This is a genomic window from Paenibacillus curdlanolyticus YK9 (assembly GCF_000179615.1).
GTDB classification, from domain to species: Bacteria; Bacillota; Bacilli; order Paenibacillales; family Paenibacillaceae; genus Paenibacillus_T; species Paenibacillus_T curdlanolyticus.
On the sequence record NZ_AEDD01000002.1, the window covers coordinates 75,154 to 93,645 of the forward strand.

The following is an 18,492-nucleotide window of genomic DNA, read 5'->3' on the forward strand; positions in this document are numbered from 1 at the left end:
ACTGTTCCGGTTCCGGCTGATTATACAAGTCTGAATGACTGGAGAGGCGAGGTATACCGAATGAAGAAGCTATCTGGCAAGCATTTACACAAGGGCGTTCTGCTGCTGTCGATTCTGCTGTTGGCATTAGCCATAGCGGGCTGCGGCAGCAAGAATGCCAATGCGGGCGTAAAGCAGCTGAACAAGATGCCTGAGATGGAGATCGATCCGAACAAGACGTACAGCGCCGAGTTTCATACGAGCAAAGGCGACTTTACGATTGATCTGTATGCGAGCGATGCGCCGACTACGGTTAACAATTTTATTTATTTGGCAAAGCAGAAGTTTTACGACGGAGTCATCTTCCATCGGATTATCGAAAGCTTCATGATCCAGACCGGTGATCCTACCGGTAGCGGATCCGGAGGTCCAGGGTACAATATTCCCGATGAACTCGGTTCGGATCACAAATATGATGTAGGCACTGTAGCGATGGCCAATACGGGATCGCCGGATTCGGGCGGAAGCCAGTTCTTTATTTGTACAGGCCCGGAATGCGCAAACTTGAATCTGCAGCCTAACTACACCATATTTGGACAAGTGACAGCAGGCATGGATACGGTAACGGCAATCGCGAAGTCGCCTGTAATCGAAGACGGTTATGAAAACTCCAAGCCGAAAGATAAAATTACGATCGACAGCATTGATATTAAAGAGAAATAATAGGCATACAGGTGAGGGGAGGGGCGTTCATGCGCTCCTCCTTTTGCATATGGACAACAAAGCTTGGTTTATTTTGAGCGTACGCTGGTGATGGAACCTAGATTGTGGTAAGCTTTTTTTAAGGTAAAATGTTGGAAGCGACGTGTTGGAATGGAAGGGCTTGCCATAAGGTTGGCGGCTTTTTTCGCATCTTAACGGAAAGGTACGTTCCGCATGAAACGAAAATTTTCGGACCGGGCTAACTGGCGGCGTATTTTGCGTAAGAGCTATATGTGTCTTGCCATGGACGGAGACGAGTTCCGAGGACTCGTCACTTTTTATCGGATTCATGAGCTTCGGGAGCCGCTATGGAAAGAGTATAACGGAAGGCGGCACTGCCTCGCAGACCGCGGATACTTGTGGATGCAGCATTTTCCGCGCGGCGAGCATTTTGTTGTGACGACGATGTTTGATGACAAAGGGCGCGTTGTTCAATGGTACATCGATATTTGTAAAACGCAAGGGATGACGGACCAGCAGGTCCCGTGGTTTGACGATTTGTATTTGGATATCGTCGTTTTGCCAACCGGCGAAGTATTCCTGCTCGATGAAGACGAGCTGGAGGATGCAATCAGGCAAGGAGATGTAACGGGCAAGGATGCTGCAATGGCTCGCAAGACAGCTGGAAGGCTGTTATCTGCTATCCGCAATGGCCGCTTCCGTTACTTTACGCTCAGCCTTAAGCATCGGAAAAGCTTAACCGAGCGTTCTGGAGAACTTAGCGAATCATGAGGAGCGCTGTGATGAACAAATCAAAGATGGGCAGCGGTGCTCGACGACGCCGAAAGCGTTCGCCGCTGCTCTTGCTGTTTCGAATCGTCGCCTGGATGATCGTACTGGGCGTCCTTTGGTGCGGCTATTTACTTTGGCTTATCAATGATGTGAAGAGGCCCCTGCCGCGCTCGCTGCCTAAGGCGGATGTAATAATCGTGCTTGGTGCAGCATTATGGAGCGACAAGCCTAGCCCAGGGCTGAAGGAGCGTCTGGATTACGCGTTTGGTCTATACAAGCTTGGCAAGGCGGACAAGCTGATTCTAACCGGCGGCTTAGACGGTAACGGATCGACGATAACCGAAGCGGAAGGGATGCGTCGTTATTTGACTGCGCGTGGAATCCCGAATGACAAATTGCTAATCGAGAATAAAGCGACCAGCACTTATGAGAATCTATTATTCAGCAAGCAAATAACGGATCGTGGCGGCATGAAGCAGGTCCTCATCGTCACTCATGATTATCACTCGTCCCGTGCAGCTGAAATAGCCCGGTATGTGGGATTCAATAAGCCTATTATGGCGTCATTCAAGTCCAAAGTGCTGAAGATCAAATATAATCAATCGCGAGAAGTGCTAGCGTATACCAAATGGAAAGCGGATGCGATTGCGCTGCGATTCGGCTGGAAATTGAAAGTGCCGGAGATTGCGTATTTTAATCATTAGAGCAAGGTGCTCGATCAAAACCATACTTTTTGCCCGAATGCCGGAATAAGCTGTATATAGCGATAGCAGGCCCGCGCATGTCCATGCAAGGCCAGCTGTTAGCAGCGACGGGATCGAAGGGACAGGTGATCGAGCGAATGAACGACCAAATCGCGTCTGGGGCGAAGAGCGGCACTCGGCCATCCCGCCAAATCAACGTAGTGCTTCGCAGTCATGATTCGAGCTCGAGCGGCGCTGCTGCGCATATAGCTGATCAAGAGCCGCTTGCAGCCGTCAAACCGCTGCCTCCAGGGGACCATTATGCCGACATCCAGAAGGAACTCGATGTTATGGTCGGCTTGGATAATGTCAAATCGCTTGTATATGAAATATATGCAATGCTGCAAATCGCCCAGATGCGCTCAGAAGCGGGGCTTAATGGCGGCGCTCATGTGTATCACATGATTTTTAAAGGCAATCCTGGGACGGGGAAAACGACGATTGCGCGGATCGTTGCTAAGCTGCTTCAGAAGATGGGCGTATTGTCTAAAGGACATCTTATCGAAGTTGAGCGGGCTGATCTGGTCGGTGAATATATCGGCCATACCGCGCAAAAAACGCGTGATCTCGTGCGAAAAGCGGTCGGAGGCGTGCTGTTCGTCGATGAAGCGTATAGCCTCGCGCGCGGCGGCGAGAAGGATTTCGGCAAGGAAGCGATCGACACGCTTGTTAAAGCGATGGAAGACATGCGTAATCAATTCGTGCTCATCTTAGCGGGCTATCCGGCGGAGATTGAGCATTTTCTCATGACGAACCCGGGGCTTCCGTCTCGCTTTCCGATTCAGATTGATTTCCCGGACTATACGGTCGATCAATTGATTCAAATTGCGGAACTAATGGCCAGAGATCGGGATTATTCCTTGCTGCCGCAAACCGTATTCAAAATGCGCCAGCATCTGATGCAAGAAAAGCATATGTCGGTATTCTCGTTCAGCAACGCCCGCTATGTACGTAATATGATCGAGAAGTCGATTCGCCATCAAGCCGTCCGATTGCTGTCGCAGTATGCGAACAGCTCGCCCGGCAAGCAGGAGCTAATGGCAATCCGACCAGAGGATGTCAAGCTGGAAATGCAATCGACCAGCGGTGGCAGGCGCGAGAATGGATATACTTAAGCGTAAACAGGTTTGGAAGGAGTGCACCGTCATACGATGCGGAACATTACTCACGATGTAGAACATGGCTTGGCTGAATGTGCAATCCTGGTTAGTTTGGTGACGCCTGATGATAAACGGGGCGGCATGAATCCCGAGCATTCGCTTGATGAGCTAGCAAACCTCGCGGAAACTGCTGGCGTTGAAGTACTGGCTACAATGACGCAAAACAAGGAAGCGAAAGATAGCCGATGGTTTATTGGCAAAGGGAAGGTCGAGGAGCTTCGCGTTATTGCAGAGGAATTAGGAGCGACTACGGCGATATTTGATCAAGAGCTGTCGGGCGCCCAGGTGCGTAACCTGGAAGAGGCGCTGGATCTCAAAATTATCGATCGGACGCAGCTTATTCTTGATATTTTCGCGCAGCGTGCCAAGACGCGAGAGGGGATTATCCAAGTCGAATTGGCGCAGTTGAGCTACTTGCTGCCTCGGTTGTCTGGACATGGCAAAAACTTATCACGGTTGGGTGGCGGTATCGGTACGCGTGGCCCGGGTGAGTCGAAGCTTGAAACCGACAGACGCCATATCCGGGATCGAATATCGGATTTGAAGGGTGTGCTGGAAGAAGTGGTACGCCACCGCAAGCTTCACCGCGAACGCCGTAAGAAGGCTGGCGTCGTGCAGGTTGCATTGGTTGGCTATACGAACGCTGGCAAATCGACGCTGCTTCGCGAGATGACCGATGCCGAAGTGTACGTAGAAAATCAGTTATTTGCCACACTTGATCCAACCTCCCGTCTGCTGGAGCTGCCAAGCGGCAAAGAAATTGTATTGACCGATACGGTTGGGTTTATTCAAAACTTGCCGCATGATTTGGTTGCTGCTTTTCGTGCAACGCTTGAAGAAGTGTGTGAGGCGGATTTGGTGCTGCATGTCGTGGACAGCTCTTCGCCAACGAGGGCGGATCAGATGCGTGTAGTGGATGAAGTGCTGGATCAGCTCGGTGCTGCTGGGAAGCCGACGCTTACGGTTTATAACAAGAGAGATTTGTGTCCATCCGAGGAGCGGGAGCTGCTGCCTAACGGCGGCGGTTCGATGGTCATCAGCGCATATGATCGTTCTGATCTGGACCGGCTTCGCCAGGCGATTCAGGATCATTTGACAGGCGATACGCGCACCTTTGCCGTGCCGGCGGATCGCGGAGATTTGATTGCGCTTGTGTATCGAACGGGAGAGGTACAGTCCCAAGAAGTAGAGGAAGAGCAGCTGCTGTTAACGGTTGAACTAAATAAAGCCGATTTTGAAAAGCATATCAAAACGTTAGAACCATATATGGTTACGGAATAAGGGAGAGTTGGCGTTATCATGCATCAAGAGTCAAACGTGTGGGCAAACTTGGAGAGTTGGGCGGAGGCGGCCGAACGGCGCGTTTCCGCTTCTTTTGCGCTGCTGGACAAGACGGCGGAGCGCAATCAATGGAAAGTCATTCAAGCGTTTCAGAAACATAAGGTAAGCGATTTTCACTTTAATGGTTCGACGGGCTACGGCTATAACGATCGCGGACGCGAAGTGCTGGATCTCGTATATGCAGACGTTTTCGGAGCGGAGGCTGCACTCGTACGCCCGCATTTTGTCTCGGGCACGCATACGATCGGAACCGCTTTATTTGGCGTGCTTCGGCCTGGCGATGAGCTTCTGTACGTCACGGGCAGACCGTACGATACCTTACATAAAGTAATCGGCAAACCTGGGGACGGAACAGGCTCCTTGCAAGATTGGGGAATCGGCTATGGCGAGGTAGAGCTGCTGCAGGACGGAACAGTGGATTGGAATACTGTAGCACAACGCATGACTGCCAGCACCAAAGTGGTCGGCATTCAACGCTCACGGGGATATGATTGGCGTTCGTCCTTTACGGTCGCACAGATTGAAGAGATGGTCCAACGGCTAAAGGCAATTAAACCGGATGTCATTGTATTTGTTGATAACTGCTATGGCGAATTTACAGAGCTAACCGAACCGACGCAAGTGGGCGTGGATCTAATGGCAGGTTCGCTTATCAAAAACCCGGGCGGCGGCATTGCGGCGACCGGCGGTTATATTGCTGGCAAAGCCTCGCTTGTTGAGTCTGCTGCATATCGTCTGACAGCGCCAGGGATTGGGGGAGAAGTCGGAGCGATGCTTGGTACATTGCGCGGCATGTACCAAGGGCTATATTTGGCGCCGCATATCGTAGGACAAGCATTGCGCGGGTCTGTGTTGGCTGCTGCGCTGTTTGAAATGCTCGGATTCGAAACGAAACCTGCTTGGCATGAGCCGCGAACAGACTTGATTCAAGCGATTCGATTCGGAAGTAGGGAGCATCTGATCGCATTCGTGCAGGGTATCCAGAAATCTTCCGCTGTCGATGCGCATGTCGTACCCGAGCCATGGGATATGCCAGGCTATGAGCATCCCGTTATTATGGCTGCTGGCACGTTCATTCAAGGGGGAAGCCTCGAGCTGTCGGCCGATGCCCCGATACGAGAACCGTACATTGCTTATATGCAGGGCGGGCTCACGTATGCGCATGTGAAATATGGTATACTCACAGCGTTAAGCCAGATGGCGGAGCGCGGAATATTGCACATAAACCCTTCCACAACTTGACGTGTCATGTTAGCAACGTTACAATAAAAACATAACACGGCTACTGGAAGGTTGATGCGAAAATGGGTGACGAAATACGGAGAAATATGGCGCTGTTCCCGATTGGGATCGTCATGAAGCTCACGGACTTGACCGCACGTCAAATTCGCTATTATGAGCAACATGAGTTGATCGTGCCAGCTCGTACCGCGGGCAATCAGCGATTGTTCTCGTTTAACGACGTAGAACGTCTGCTGGAGATCAAATCGTTAATCGAGAAGGGCGTCAACATTGCCGGTATCAAGCAAGTTATGAACCCACTGAACATGGAATCTGAAGAAGCGACGGTCATGAGCGAACAATCAGAAGTCAAACGACGCGAATTATCAGATGCTCAGCTACATCGTTTGTTGAAGCAGCAGCTGCTGGAAAAGCGTCCAGGCAAAGCTTCAATGATTCAAGGCCAGCTATCCCGATTCTACAACAAGCATTAAAAGCGCTCTCATTTTGGGAAAAGCCTACTGCATATGCGTACCACTGACTTACCTATAACCATTATTATTCGTTGAAGGAGATGATCTCGTGAGCTACACAAAAGAGGACATCCTGCGTATTACGAAAGAAGAGAACGTCAGATTTATCCGTTTGCAGTTCACCGATCTGCTCGGCACGATTAAGAACGTCGAAATCCCGGTTAGCCAGCTGGAGAAAGCACTCGATAACAAAATGATGTTCGACGGATCGTCGATCGAAGGTTATGTTCGGATTGAAGAATCCGATATGTACCTGTACCCTGATCTCGACACGTGGGTCGTATTCCCATGGGTAACGGAAGATCGCGTCGCACGTCTCATTTGCGATATCTATATGCCGGATGGCACGCCGTTCGCTGGCGACCCGCGCGGTATTTTGAAACGCGCGTTGCAAGAAGCGGAGGAAATGGGCTATACAGCGATGAACGTTGGTCCAGAGCCTGAATTTTTCTTGTTCAAGACGGACGAGAAGGGCAATCCGACAACGGAGTTGAATGACCAAGGCGGATATTTTGACCTTGCCCCGATGGACCTTGGCGAGAACTGCCGTCGCGAAATCGTTCTGACGCTCGAAGAGATGGGCTTCGAAATCGAAGCTTCTCACCACGAGGTTGCACCTGGCCAGCATGAAATTGACTTCAAATATGCGGATGCGATTAAAGCCGCTGACCAAATTCAAACGTTTAAGCTCGTCGTGAAAACCGTTGCTAGACAGCATGGCCTTCATGCATCGTTCATGCCTAAGCCTTTGTTCGGCGTAAACGGTTCCGGCATGCACTGTCACCAATCGTTGTTCCAAGGCGACGTGAACGCGTTCTATGACGAGAGTGATAAGCTCGGCTTGAGCCAAACAGCTCGTTATTATATGGCAGGCATCCTGCGTCATGCACGTGCGTTCGCTGCGATTACAAACCCTACGGTCAATTCGTACAAGCGTCTTGTTCCGGGTTATGAAGCACCGTGCTACGTTGCATGGTCGGCGAGCAACCGCAGCCCAATGATTCGTATTCCAGCTTCCCGTGGCCTAAGCACACGCATTGAAGCTCGGAATCCGGATCCAGCAGCGAACCCATACCTTGCACTCGCTGTGATGTTGAAGGCAGGTTTGGATGGCATCAAAAACAAAATGACGCTGCCGGCTCCGGTTGACCGCAACATCTACATCATGAGTGAAGAAGAGCGCGTTGAGGAAGGCATTCCTAGCTTGCCAGTCGACCTTGCAGAAGCACTGCAAGAAATGCTGCGCAGCGACGTTGTATGCGATGCACTCGGCGAGCATGCGCTGGCTCACTTCTATGAACTGAAAGAAATTGAGTGGGATATGTATCGCACGCAAGTTCACCAATGGGAACGCGATCAATATTTGACGCTGTACTAAAATGTAAGATGGCAACCCCCTCGACTAGACGTCGAGGGGGTTGTTTCGTTGGGAACTAATTGCAGCTGCTGATTCATGAAATAGCCCCAGATCGGCACATTGCCGATCTGGGGCTGCAAGTCGTTTAAGCTATTAGATGACGAGGATCAGTGAATGTCGCGGAATAATCCAATCACTTTTCCTAGAATGGTCACGTTCTTAAGAAGAATCGGTTCCATTGTTGGGTTCTGAGGCTGTAAACGAACATGGTCCTTTTCTTTATAGAAGGTTTTGACGGTTGCTTCGTCTTCCTCGGTCATCGCTACGACGATATCTCCGTTCGAAGCCGTTGGTTGTTGACGAACGATGACATAGTCGCCGTCATGGATGCCTGCTTCAATCATACTTTCACCCATGACGCTAAGGATGAATACGTCATGATCGCCAACCATATGGGAAGGAAGCGGGAAGAAGTCTTCAATATTCTCGGTGGCAGTGATCGGCACGCCTGCTGTTACTTTGCCGACAATCGGCACTTTAGCAAATGACATTGCGAACGAGGAATCCGTATCCGCATCGTCGTCTAATATTTCAATTGCTCTTGGTTTCGTAGGATCTCGACGAATAAAGCCTTTCTTCTCCAGCCGGTCTAAGTGACCGTGTACAGTAGAGCTGGAGGCTAGTCCGACCGCTTCACCGATCTCGCGTACGGAAGGCGGATATCCTTTATCCCGAACTTCGTTCTTGATAAATTCAAGAATCGCCTGTTGGCGGTTGGAAAGCTTCGACACCATCATCACTCCAAAGATAAGATTATAGCAAATTATAGCACAGAACCGGAGTTCGTACAAACATAAGTTCGAGGGCACACTCGTTCGTAAATTAATAGGAACAAACGTTCCGAATTACGCTTGACCCAAACAGATGTTCGTGGTATATTATGGTCATACAAGAACAAACGTTTGGGGTGCTGATAAATGTACATTAGTAGCGGAATTTCTTCAACTTCTTATAATAGGTCGAGCCGGGTTCAGGAGCGTACCGTTGATCAGAAAGGGACTTGGATGTCCATTTTGAAATGGGGATTTGCACTAGCCTTTGCTATTATTCTGTTCTGTGGCGCGCTTCTTGTTATGACGGAAGCGTCAAGCGAACAGCCTGTTGCGCCAATGGAGGGCGAATCTGTCGTTTACGTAGCTCCTGGCGATACGCTGTGGCAGATCGCCTCTGCAGCGACTGGACATGATGGCGACATTCGTGAAATGGTATATGAGATTAAGGTTAGGAACGGCTTGGATTCGGAACAGCTGCAGTCAGGGCAAATGCTCATCATTCCGAATTGATTATGATTGCATATATTGAAGTGTGAGAAGAGGCTGTCCCGTAGAGGGGGATGGCCTCTTTCTCGTCTCGTCCTCCTTGACAACCTAATGTTGATAATGTCAAAGTAGGAAGGGATATCGCATGAGGTGTATATAGAGAGGAGAATACGGAGATGGAAGAGCTAATTGCGAGGATTAACGAATTGTCTCGTAAACATAAAACGGTTGGTTTGACGGAAGCGGAGACAGAAGAACGCGCACAGCTTCGCCGCAAATATTTGGAAGTATTCAAAGGAAACTTTAAAAACCAGCTGGACAGCATTAAATGGGAAGGCGAAGGCGACGATGGCGCGCCTCCAATTAAACATTAATCCGATCTGAATATTATGCTTAACGGGATTGGCTAAATAAGGTATGATGATGAGAGATCATGGATACCTTGAGGAGGGGAATTTATGCAATATCGATTACTCGGACAAAGCGGACTAGCTGTATCAGAACTGTGCTTAGGCACGATGACATTCGGCAATACGACGGATGAGCAGCAATCCAATCGAATGATTGACCAGTTTCTCGATGCGGGCGGCAATTTTCTGGATACAGCAGACGTTTATGTGAGCGGACGATCGGAAGAGATCGTTGGTAAAGCGATTCAAGCGAAACGATCCGAAGTCATCCTTGCTACGAAAGTCCGATTCCCTACTGCATCCCATGTGAACGGTGCAGGCTTATCCCGTAAGCATATACTGGATGGCGTTGAAGCAAGCCTTAAGCGCCTCGGTACAGATTATATAGACCTGTATCAAGTACATACATGGGACAAAGCAACGCCTATTGAAGAGACGCTGCGAGCGCTCGATGATCTTGTTACGTCCGGCAAGGTCCGTTATATCGGCTGCTCGAATTTTTTTGCATGGCATCTGATGAAGTCGCTGGCGGTAAGTGAAGCGAAGCGTTATGTCCGCTTTGTCGCAATACAACAGCAATACAGCTTAGTCAGCCGCGAGATGGACCGTGAGCTGCTTGAGCTTTGTGTTGAAGAAAATGTCGGCGTCATTCCATGGGCACCAATCGGCGGGGGCTTCTTGACCGATCGTTATGGTTATGAGCTGCCGACGGAAGGTCGATTGGCTAATCCGAACGGCGGAGAGAGCTCTTGGGCTGTTCGCGGAACAGAACGCAATTTGGCCATTCGTGATGCTGTGCGACAAACAGCCAAGGAATTGGAGCGCACGACAGCACAAGTGGCATTGCGTTGGCTGATACAACGCGAAGGCATCATTTCTCCCATATTCGGGGCGCGTACATTGGAACAGTTCGAAGACAACATGGGAGCGATTGGCTGGGAGATGTCGGCTGAGTCGTGGAATAAGCTTGATGAAGTAAGCGCGCTGCCTTCTGAGTATCCGAATCGATTCATTCACAAATTTAGTCGGGGTCTGAAGTAGCACGCATCTGAAGGAGGACACCACTCGTGTCACGCTCATGGGAACGCAAGGTTCGAAACAACATGAACCAACTGAACAAACAACGTAAAAAACAAGGGATACAAGCGGTCGTGCCAAATGCAGAGCGCTCAGATATTTATAAAGGCAGAAGCTTTATCGGGCCGATTTTGCTTCTGCTCATCGTCGCGGCCTATGCCTTGCTGGACGGAACTGCGCAAGCTTCGCAAAGCAATCTGTACTGGGTGACGATTGGCTGCTATATTTTGCTTGCCGTTGTTATGCTCATTCGCCGGCCATATCTGAAGGTAGGGCAGGACTATGTCCAGACGCGGAAGTTTACGGGCGACAGGCGGTTGAGGGCTGACGAGATGAAAGCTATTAATGTGCAAGATGGCTATATCGTCATTGAGCGCCACCGCGGCGGAAATTGGGTGTTTGCTCGCATCACGAATCGTTATCCGACAACACTTATGGCCGAACGACTCAAATCTTTTGCACAACAAAATCAGGTGCCGTACAACGTGAAGTAAGCGTTGCTGTACCTTTTTTGATAGCAATCAACGCACTACTTATTACACAATCAGGGAGAGACAGTGGATTATGACGAAGAAAGCCGTACTATTTGATTTGGATGATACGTTATTGTGGGATGACCGGAGCGTGCAAGAGGCGTTCGACGCTACTTGCCTTTATGCAGCAGAAGCGACTGGCGTAGACGCAGCTGCGCTTGAAGAGGCTGTCCGCCGTGAAGCTCGCGAATTGTATGCAACCTACGAAACGTTTGAATTCACCAAAATGATCGGCATTAACCCATTCGAAGGACTCTGGGGCAATTTCACAGGCGGCGAGCTGGAATCGTTCCGCAAGCTGCAAGCAATCGTTCCAAGCTATCGTAAGGAAGCGTGGACGCGCGGACTTCGTGCTCTTGGCGTAGAGGACGAAGCGCTCGGTGCAAAGCTTGGCGAAATGTTCCCTGCTGAGCGCCGTTCGCGCTCGCATGTCTATGAAGAGACGTTCCGTCTGCTTGACCGTTTGAAAGGGAAATATAAACTGCTGCTTCTAACGAATGGTTCGCCTGATTTGCAGCAAGAGAAGCTGGACGGCGTACCCGACTTGATTCCTTATTTTGATCATATTGTCATCTCAGGCCAATTCGGTGAAGGAAAGCCGGCTGCATCGCTTTTCCGCTTTGCATTGGACAAGCTGGGAATTGAGCCGGAAGATGGCGTGATGGTCGGCGACAAGCTGACGACAGATATCCTTGGAGCAAATACGATCGGAATGACGTCTGTGTGGATTAACCGCCATGGCGCGACGCGGACGGATGAAATTGTGCCATCGTATGAAATTTCGCATTTGGAGCAGCTGCTGCCAATCATCGAATAGCGCAGAGAAGCTTTCAATGCGAATAAACAAAGCCCGCAACCATCGGTTGCGGGCTTTTGGCCTATTAGGATTTTTGGAAGGATGGATCGGCGTAAGGGTAGGCAATCCAGCCGTCTTTTTCGATAAAGAGGCGAACCGCAACGATTTGGCGATTGTCCATCAGGGTGAAGAAATGGGCAACGTTTTCTGGAACCGAGATGATGTCGCCTGGCTCGAGCTCAACGTCGAAATAGCCAACATCGTCGGAGCCTTTAATGATGAAAATGCCTCGTCCGCCAACGATTGCGCGGATTTCATCTTCCGTGTGCGTATGCACGTCCTCGAACTTTTTCAACAGCTCATCGAGGTTCGGCGTTGCTTCGGAAAGCGTGATGATATCCCATGTCTGATAGCCGCGGCGAGCAGCAAGATCGCGAATTTCCGGATCATAGACGGATAGGATTTCAGCTTTCTCCTCGTCCGAAAGCGTGAATTTTTCTTTCAGATTAGCAGGGAGTTTAGCCATGTCCCATTTTTCGTAAATGACGTTCTGGTTATTAAGGAACTCACTAACGTTAGCGTCACCTTGAATGCGCTCGTTCGTATTGCGAATGCGTATTTCTGCCATGCGGCATTCCCTCTTTTCCAATAGGAATTAATTTTCAGTGCGTAATATCCTATATTATAGAACAAAAAAAAGTGCCTGTCGACCAATTGTCCTTTTCACAATAGAACCTTTCTGTTAGACTAAATGTTAATGATTTTTGTCGAAAGTGGTGTGGTGAACGCATGACGAAACCTAACTTGAAGGAACTAATGCAAGAACGCATTCTAATTATGGACGGCGCTATGGGTACAATGATTCAGCAAGCGGATTTGACTGCGGCAGATTTTGGCGGCGATGATCTCGACGGCTGTAACGAAATTCTTGTGCTGACACGGCCTGACGTCATTCAATCCATACATGAACAATATCTTGAAGCGGGTGCAGATATCCTCGAAACCAATACGTTCGGATCGACGAGCGTGGTTTTGCAGGAATATGACATTCCAGAGAAAGCGCGCGAGCTGAATTTAGCAGCAGCGAAGCTGGCGGTTGATGCCGCGATCAAATATTCGACGCCCGAGAAGCCTCGTTACGTTGCAGGCGCGATGGGACCGACGACGAAGACGCTGTCGGTTACGGGCGGCGTGACCTTCGACGAGCTGGTTGACAGCTATTATGAGCAGGCTGTTGCGCTGATCGAAGGAAAGGTCGATGCGCTTCTGTTGGAGACGAGCCAAGACACGCTGAACGTAAAAGCAGGCAGCATCGGGATCAAGCGTGCATTCGAGACGACGGGCGTAGAGCTACCGATCATGATCTCCGGTACGATTGAGCCGATGGGAACGACGCTGGCGGGACAGACGATTGAATCGTTCTATCTATCGCTGGAGCACCTGAAGCCTGTATCGATCGGATTGAACTGCGCGACTGGACCAGAGTTCATGCGTGACCATATTCGGACGTTGAGCGAAATCGCAGCATCGGCTATTAGCTGCTATCCGAATGCAGGCTTGCCGGATGAAAACGGGCAATATCATGAAACGCCGGACTCCCTCGCTGCCAAAATGGCTGGATTTGCCGAGAGCGGCTGGCTGAACGTAGCTGGCGGTTGCTGCGGAACTACGCCTGCCCATATCCGCGCGATGGCGGATGTGATGGCACGCTTTGAGCCGCGCCGCAAAATGGGCGAGCATTTGCCAGCGGTAACGGGCATCGACACCGTTTATATTGAGGATGCAAACCGTCCGATAATGGTTGGCGAACGGACAAACATCTCGGGTTCCCTAAAGTTTAAACGCCTGATCAAGGAAGGCTCATTCGATGAAGCTTCTGAAATCGCGCGGTCGCAAGTGAAGAACGGCGCGCAGGTCATCGATATTAACTTGCAGGATACGGATGTGGATGAAGAGTATGCCGTTCATCAGTTCATTCCTCAGGTTGTGAAAAAAATCAAAGCCCCGCTGATGCTGGACTCGACTTATGACCACATTATCGAGCTAGGGCTTAAATATTCGCAAGGCAAAGCGATCATTAACTCGATCAACCTGGAAGACGGCGAGTCGAAGTTTGAGAAGATCATTCCGCTCATCCATCAATACGGCGCTTCTGTTGTATGTATTCTGATCGATGAGCGCGGCCAAGCGGTCTCGCGTGAAGCGAAGGTTGAGGTTGCGGACAGAGCGTATGATTTGCTAGTCAATAAATACGGCGTAACGCCGGACGATATTATTTTTGATCCGAATATGTTCCCGGTCGGCTCAGGTGACCCGCAATACATCGGCTCCGCCGTTGAAACGATTGAAGGCATTCGCCTCATTAAACAAAAATATCCGCGCGTCAAAACGATTCTCGGCCTTAGCAACATCTCGTTCGGCTTGCCGCCAGCGGGCCGCGAAGTGTTGAACTCCGTATATTTGTATGAATGTACGAAAGCGGGTCTGGATTACGCAATCGTAAACTCGGAAAAACTGGAACGGTATGCATCGATTTCTGCTGAAGAGCGCAAGCTGGCAGAAGACCTTATTTTCAACACGAACGACGAGACGCTGGCGCTGTTCGTTGCAGCCTTCCGCGAGAAGAAGGTTGTGAAGAAAGAGAAGACATCCACGCTGACATTGGAAGAGCGGCTTGCTTCCTATATTGTCGAAGGCACGAAGGAAGGACTCATCCCGGATCTCGACGAAGCGCTCAAAACCTATGCGCCGCTCGCGATCATTAACGGACCGTTGATGGCGGGTATGGAAGAGGTCGGTCGACTGTTTAACGGCAACGAGCTGATCGTAGCCGAGGTGCTGCAAAGCGCCGAGGTAATGAAAGCTTCTGTGGCGCATCTTGAGCAGTTTATGGAGAAAGAAGAGTCGTCGGTTAAAGGGAAAATCATTCTCGCGACCGTAAAAGGCGACGTGCATGATATCGGTAAAAACCTGGTTGAGATCATTTTGTCGAACAACGGCTACAAAATTATCAATCTCGGCATTAAAGTACCGCCAGAGCAGCTGATCGAAGCGTATCGCAAAGAAAAAGCCGACGCAATCGGCCTGTCCGGCTTGCTGGTCAAATCGGCGCAGCAGATGGTTGTTACAGCGCAGGATTTGCGGAGCGCAGGCATCGATGCGCCAATTCTTGTCGGCGGCGCTGCGCTTACGCGCAAGTTCACGAAGACGCGGATTTCGCCGGAGTATGACGGACTCGTTCTCTACGCGAAGGACGCGATGGATGGGCTGGATATTGCCAACAAGCTTGTTAATCCTGTGCATCGTGAGCGACTCGAGAGTGAGCATGAGGAGCTGCGTGCAGCAGGCTTTGGCATTACGGAAACTGCAAAGCCGATGCCGGAGCTGTCGCGTGCGGTTCGCTCGAATGTGGCAACCGATGTTCCGGTACAAGTTCCACCGGATTTGGAACGCCATGTGATGCGCAACATTCCTATCCCTCATGTCGTGCCATATGTGAATATGCAAACGCTGATTGGCCACCACCTCGGGCTTCGCGGCAATTTTGACAAGCTCATTGTAGATGGTGATGCTAAAGCGCAGCAATTGAAGGATACGGTGGATGGTATTTTCCAAGATGCAGCAGCGAACGGTTCGATTAAGGCGCACGGGATGTATCGCTTCTTCCCGGCGCAATCGGAAGGAAACGATATTATCGTGTATGATCCGGCAGATCATACGAAAGTGCTGAAGCGTTTCTCGTTCCCTCGCCAAAACGTGGAGCCTTTCCTCTGTCTTGCTGATTTCTTGCGTTCGGTTGAAAGCGGCGAGATGGACTATGTCGGGTTCCTTGTCGTAACGGCAGGGCACGGCATAAGGGAGCGGGCGGAATCGTATAAAGACAATGGCGATTACTTGCTCTCCCATGCTATCCAAGCGACAGCGATAGAATTGGCTGAAGGACTTGCAGAGCGTGTCCATCACATCATGCGCGACATTTGGGGCATCTCAGATCCTGTCGACATGACAATGGCACAGCGCCATGGCGCTCGCTACAGAGGCATTCGGGTATCGTTCGGCTATCCGGCTTGCCCGAATTTGGAAGATCAAGGCCCGTTGTTCGAGCTCATGAAGCCAGAGGATATTGGCGTCGAGCTGACAGAGGAATTCATGATGGAGCCGGAAGCTTCCGTATCCGCTATGGTGTTCTCGCATCCAGAGGCTCGCTATTTCAATGTCGATAAAGCCTAATAACGTGTATCTCATATGACTAATAACCTCCGGTATGCCGCTCAATCGACGGCCTGACCGGAGGTTTTTTCCCAAGGAAAGGATGTTGCAGGAGTGGAGCTTACATTTCTAGGCACCGGCGCCGGAAGGCCAAGCCGGTTGCGAAACGTAACCTCAGCCGCGTTAAAGTTGCCAGCGCCATCGCTGTCCGTTTGGTTGTTCGACGCAGGTGAGGGCACGCAGCATCGGCTGCTTCAAACACCGATTAAGCTAAATCGAATCGATCGAATTTTCATTACGCATCTTCATGGTGATCATGTATTTGGGCTGCCAGGGTTGCTGAGCACACGGGCGTATGATGGCGGCGTTGGGCCGGTTACCATCTATGGACCCGCTGGCCTGCAGCAGATGGTTGAGTGCTTGTTCCAACTTAGCGGGACTTACATTGGCTATGACATTCAGTATGTGGAAGCAGTCGAAGGCGTTATTTTTGACGATGGAAATTATCGCGTTGAGGCTGCTGCATTGGAGCATCGGATTCCGTGCTTTGGCTATAGGGTGATCGAGTCGCCTCGTCCAGGACGACTGGACGCTGGCAAGCTGAAGGAGGCTGGCGTTCCATTTGGCCCTCTATATGGAAAGCTCAAGGCAGGCGAAGATATTACATTGCCTGACGGCAGGGAAATCAAATCGTCGGATGTTACAGGGGCATGTATCCCGGGCCGAATCGTGACGATATTGGGCGATACGAAGCCTTGTGCCAATGCGGTTCGACTTGCAGAACATGCGGATTTGCTTGTGCACGAAGCAACATTCGCAGCAGGACTAGAAGAGAAGGCGGAGCTATATGGCCATTCTACAACGGTACAGGCCGCTGAAGCGGCCAAGCGAGCGGGCGCCCGCAAGCTCGTTATGACGCATTTCAGCTCGCGATACGAGTTGGAGGATGCAGTTCAGCTAGTGGATGAAGCAAGGGCGATTTTCCCGCAAACAGAGGCGGCTTTCGACGGCGCTGTCTTTGATATCCCGTGCCAATGCTGATGCGTAAATGAATAAGCCTGCCAAGCTGAACATGCTCCAGCCCTTACAATAACATTACGATCCGTGAACAATCCGATAACGGACATCAGGTAGGATATTGCCAACGCAAGCGTCATTGCGATCCTAGTCTGATGAGGTGAGAACGTTATGGATACAGGAAGTCACTTGCTGTTCGGTTTAACGCTTGCTGGGGCGGCTTTCGTTATGCCGGGGGTAGCTGACCATCCATCGCTGGCACATGCAATGGTTGCGGTGTCGATGATCGGCAGCCATGCGCCAGATTTTGATGCGGTTGTCAGGCTGAAGAGCGAAGCGGCTTATCTGCGATACCACCGAGGGATTACGCATTCCTTACCTGCTCCTTTCGTATGGAGCTTGCTGATCGGACTGCCATGCGCAGCATGTTTTGGGGTGATGCAGCATGTTTGGATCGTGCTTTTGTGGACGCTGCTTGCGGTCGTTTTTCACATTACGTTAGACCTGTTTAACGGATACGGCGTACAATGCTTGCGGCCATTTACGAACCGGTGGCTGCATTTGGATACGTTATGTTTATTTGACCCGTATATGTTCGCAGCGCATTTCATCAGTGCATTGTTATGGTTGTGCGGTCTGCTGCCGCAGCCGGGGCTTATATTTACGATGCTATACGCTGCGACGTTTGCCTATATCGGGTGGCGTTCCTTCGAGCATCGAAGGCGGTTCAAACAAGTCAAGTCTGAGCTGGGCGAAGGCAAGCGCATAACGCTGCTGCCGAGCATGCGAGGGGGATCATGGCAATTCGTAGCGGAAAGCACAGACGCTTACTTGACAGGCACCGTCAACAGCAAGGGCGTTCATGTGGAAGCGACGCTTCGCAAGTCTCCTTCGGGCCAATTGCCGGATGCGGCGCTTGCCTCGATGGCTACGGACGGCGTCCGGGCATTTTTGGATTTTGCGGAAAAGGTGCATGTCAGCGTGCAGGAGCGTCTTGATGGTTATGAGGTAACGTGGAGCGATGTAAGGTTCTGGTATAACCATAAGATGCCTTTCCATGCAGCGGTGACGTTGGATCGACAGATGAATGTACGCGAAAGCAAGCTCGGTTGGGACAAAAAAACATGGGAGCCGCCCCACGTCTAGCGAAGCGGAGTAATACGCTTGATATAGCAGCCTGCCACAGCGATATTTGCCCGCTTGGCGGGCTGTTTGAGCATGCGAGATGTCCATCGTTACCATTGCCAGCCGAACATGCATTCTGTACAATGGATGGATAGAATGGCGACGGTGAAGTGGAGGG

18 protein-coding genes are annotated in these 18,492 nt (G+C 50.7%); 16 read left to right on the forward strand and 2 right to left on the reverse strand.

Going from position 1 to position 18,492, the window contains the following annotated elements; genetic code table 11:
- Positions 1-60: 60 nt before the first annotated feature.
- From PAECUDRAFT_RS03715 to glnA, 8 genes are all read left to right on the forward strand, one after another.
- The gene (locus PAECUDRAFT_RS03715; RefSeq protein WP_006036764.1) at positions 61-702 is read left to right on the forward strand and encodes a peptidylprolyl isomerase; all 642 of its coding nucleotides are present in this window, start codon (positions 61-63) and stop codon (positions 700-702) included.
- A 213-nt stretch (positions 703-915) separates the two neighbouring features.
- Entirely contained in the window at positions 916-1,473 is a 558-nt protein-coding gene (locus tag PAECUDRAFT_RS03720) for a DUF402 domain-containing protein (RefSeq protein ID WP_006036765.1), read from the forward strand.
- A gap of 11 nt (positions 1,474-1,484) precedes the next feature.
- Positions 1,485-2,177 (forward strand): YdcF family protein, encoded by a 693-nt coding sequence (locus PAECUDRAFT_RS03725; RefSeq protein ID WP_006036766.1) that lies wholly within the window; start codon positions 1,485-1,487, stop codon positions 2,175-2,177.
- 77 nt (positions 2,178-2,254) lie between these two features.
- Positions 2,255-3,331 carry an AAA family ATPase gene (locus PAECUDRAFT_RS03730; protein ID WP_006036767.1) on the forward strand — a complete coding sequence of 359 codons (1,077 nt, stop codon included), beginning with the start codon at positions 2,255-2,257 and terminating at the stop codon, positions 3,329-3,331.
- Between the two features lie 36 nt (positions 3,332-3,367).
- A complete protein-coding gene (gene hflX, locus PAECUDRAFT_RS03735; RefSeq protein ID WP_006036768.1) occupies positions 3,368-4,657 on the forward strand; it encodes a GTPase HflX in 1,290 nt (429 codons plus the stop codon).
- Positions 4,658-4,675: 18 nt separating this feature from the next.
- Positions 4,676-5,959 carry a methionine gamma-lyase family protein gene (locus PAECUDRAFT_RS03740; protein ID WP_006036769.1) on the forward strand — a complete coding sequence of 428 codons (1,284 nt, stop codon included), beginning with the start codon at positions 4,676-4,678 and terminating at the stop codon, positions 5,957-5,959.
- Positions 5,960-6,021: 62 nt separating this feature from the next.
- Positions 6,022-6,432 (forward strand): MerR family transcriptional regulator, encoded by a 411-nt coding sequence (locus tag PAECUDRAFT_RS03745; protein ID WP_006036770.1) that lies wholly within the window; start codon positions 6,022-6,024, stop codon positions 6,430-6,432.
- An 88-nt stretch (positions 6,433-6,520) separates the two neighbouring features.
- Complete coding sequence (glnA, locus tag PAECUDRAFT_RS03750) at positions 6,521-7,849, forward strand: type I glutamate--ammonia ligase (protein ID WP_006036771.1); 1,329 nt, start codon at positions 6,521-6,523, stop codon at positions 7,847-7,849.
- A 146-nt stretch (positions 7,850-7,995) separates the two neighbouring features.
- Here the strand turns inward: glnA and lexA are convergent, their stop codons facing one another.
- The gene (gene lexA / locus PAECUDRAFT_RS03755) at positions 7,996-8,619 is read right to left on the reverse strand and encodes a transcriptional repressor LexA (RefSeq protein WP_040711592.1); all 624 of its coding nucleotides are present in this window, start codon (positions 8,617-8,619) and stop codon (positions 7,996-7,998) included.
- Positions 8,620-8,892: 273 nt separating this feature from the next.
- Between lexA and PAECUDRAFT_RS03760 the strand changes: the two genes are divergently transcribed.
- From PAECUDRAFT_RS03760 to PAECUDRAFT_RS03780, 5 genes are all read left to right on the forward strand, one after another.
- Complete coding sequence (locus PAECUDRAFT_RS03760) at positions 8,893-9,171, forward strand: LysM peptidoglycan-binding domain-containing protein (protein ID WP_006036773.1); 279 nt, start codon at positions 8,893-8,895, stop codon at positions 9,169-9,171.
- Positions 9,172-9,323: 152 nt separating this feature from the next.
- Positions 9,324-9,521, forward strand: a complete 198-nt coding sequence (locus PAECUDRAFT_RS03765) for a DUF896 domain-containing protein (RefSeq protein WP_006036774.1) — start codon at positions 9,324-9,326, stop codon at positions 9,519-9,521.
- An 84-nt stretch (positions 9,522-9,605) separates the two neighbouring features.
- Positions 9,606-10,598 (forward strand): aldo/keto reductase, encoded by a 993-nt coding sequence (locus PAECUDRAFT_RS03770; RefSeq protein ID WP_006036775.1) that lies wholly within the window; start codon positions 9,606-9,608, stop codon positions 10,596-10,598.
- A gap of 26 nt (positions 10,599-10,624) precedes the next feature.
- A complete protein-coding gene (locus PAECUDRAFT_RS03775; protein ID WP_006036776.1) occupies positions 10,625-11,128 on the forward strand; it encodes a hypothetical protein in 504 nt (167 codons plus the stop codon).
- Positions 11,129-11,198: 70 nt separating this feature from the next.
- Positions 11,199-11,984, forward strand: a complete 786-nt coding sequence (locus PAECUDRAFT_RS03780) for an HAD family hydrolase (RefSeq protein WP_006036777.1) — start codon at positions 11,199-11,201, stop codon at positions 11,982-11,984.
- A gap of 64 nt (positions 11,985-12,048) precedes the next feature.
- Here the strand turns inward: PAECUDRAFT_RS03780 and PAECUDRAFT_RS03785 are convergent, their stop codons facing one another.
- Positions 12,049-12,591 (reverse strand): 1,2-dihydroxy-3-keto-5-methylthiopentene dioxygenase, encoded by a 543-nt coding sequence (locus PAECUDRAFT_RS03785; protein ID WP_006036778.1) that lies wholly within the window; start codon positions 12,589-12,591, stop codon positions 12,049-12,051.
- 161 nt (positions 12,592-12,752) lie between these two features.
- Here PAECUDRAFT_RS03785 and metH point away from each other — a divergent pair, with 161 nt between their 5' ends.
- The 3 genes from metH to PAECUDRAFT_RS03800 all read left to right on the forward strand — a co-directional run bounded on the left by metH (position 12,753) and on the right by PAECUDRAFT_RS03800 (position 18,335).
- Entirely contained in the window at positions 12,753-16,193 is a 3,441-nt protein-coding gene (gene metH / locus PAECUDRAFT_RS03790) for a methionine synthase (RefSeq protein ID WP_040711476.1), read from the forward strand.
- Positions 16,194-16,286: 93 nt separating this feature from the next.
- Positions 16,287-17,213 carry a ribonuclease Z gene (gene rnz / locus PAECUDRAFT_RS03795; RefSeq protein ID WP_006036780.1) on the forward strand — a complete coding sequence of 309 codons (927 nt, stop codon included), beginning with the start codon at positions 16,287-16,289 and terminating at the stop codon, positions 17,211-17,213.
- A gap of 147 nt (positions 17,214-17,360) precedes the next feature.
- Positions 17,361-18,335, forward strand: a complete 975-nt coding sequence (locus tag PAECUDRAFT_RS03800) for a metal-dependent hydrolase (protein WP_006036781.1) — start codon at positions 17,361-17,363, stop codon at positions 18,333-18,335.
- Positions 18,336-18,492 lie beyond the last annotated feature (157 nt).

Bases quoted from the DNA above. Each gene is read 5' to 3' on its own strand.
- PAECUDRAFT_RS03715 (WP_006036764.1), top strand. From the start codon at position 61: ATGAAGAAGCTATCTGGCAAGCATTTACACAAGGGCGTTCTGCTGCTG.
- PAECUDRAFT_RS03720 (WP_006036765.1), top strand. From the start codon at position 916: ATGAAACGAAAATTTTCGGACCGGGCTAACTGGCGGCGTATTTTGCGT.
- PAECUDRAFT_RS03725 (WP_006036766.1), top strand. From the start codon at position 1,485: ATGAACAAATCAAAGATGGGCAGCGGTGCTCGACGACGCCGAAAGCGT.
- PAECUDRAFT_RS03730 (WP_006036767.1), top strand. From the start codon at position 2,255: ATGTCCATGCAAGGCCAGCTGTTAGCAGCGACGGGATCGAAGGGACAG.
- hflX (WP_006036768.1), top strand. From the start codon at position 3,368: ATGCGGAACATTACTCACGATGTAGAACATGGCTTGGCTGAATGTGCA.
- PAECUDRAFT_RS03740 (WP_006036769.1), top strand. From the start codon at position 4,676: ATGCATCAAGAGTCAAACGTGTGGGCAAACTTGGAGAGTTGGGCGGAG.
- PAECUDRAFT_RS03745 (WP_006036770.1), top strand. From the start codon at position 6,022: ATGGGTGACGAAATACGGAGAAATATGGCGCTGTTCCCGATTGGGATC.
- PAECUDRAFT_RS03760 (WP_006036773.1), top strand. From the start codon at position 8,893: ATGTCCATTTTGAAATGGGGATTTGCACTAGCCTTTGCTATTATTCTG.
- PAECUDRAFT_RS03765 (WP_006036774.1), top strand. From the start codon at position 9,324: ATGGAAGAGCTAATTGCGAGGATTAACGAATTGTCTCGTAAACATAAA.
- PAECUDRAFT_RS03770 (WP_006036775.1), top strand. From the start codon at position 9,606: ATGCAATATCGATTACTCGGACAAAGCGGACTAGCTGTATCAGAACTG.
- PAECUDRAFT_RS03780 (WP_006036777.1), top strand. From the start codon at position 11,199: ATGACGAAGAAAGCCGTACTATTTGATTTGGATGATACGTTATTGTGG.
- PAECUDRAFT_RS03785 (WP_006036778.1), bottom strand. From the start codon at position 12,591: ATGGCAGAAATACGCATTCGCAATACGAACGAGCGCATTCAAGGTGAC.
- metH (WP_040711476.1), top strand. From the start codon at position 12,753: ATGACGAAACCTAACTTGAAGGAACTAATGCAAGAACGCATTCTAATT.
- PAECUDRAFT_RS03800 (WP_006036781.1), top strand. From the start codon at position 17,361: ATGGATACAGGAAGTCACTTGCTGTTCGGTTTAACGCTTGCTGGGGCG.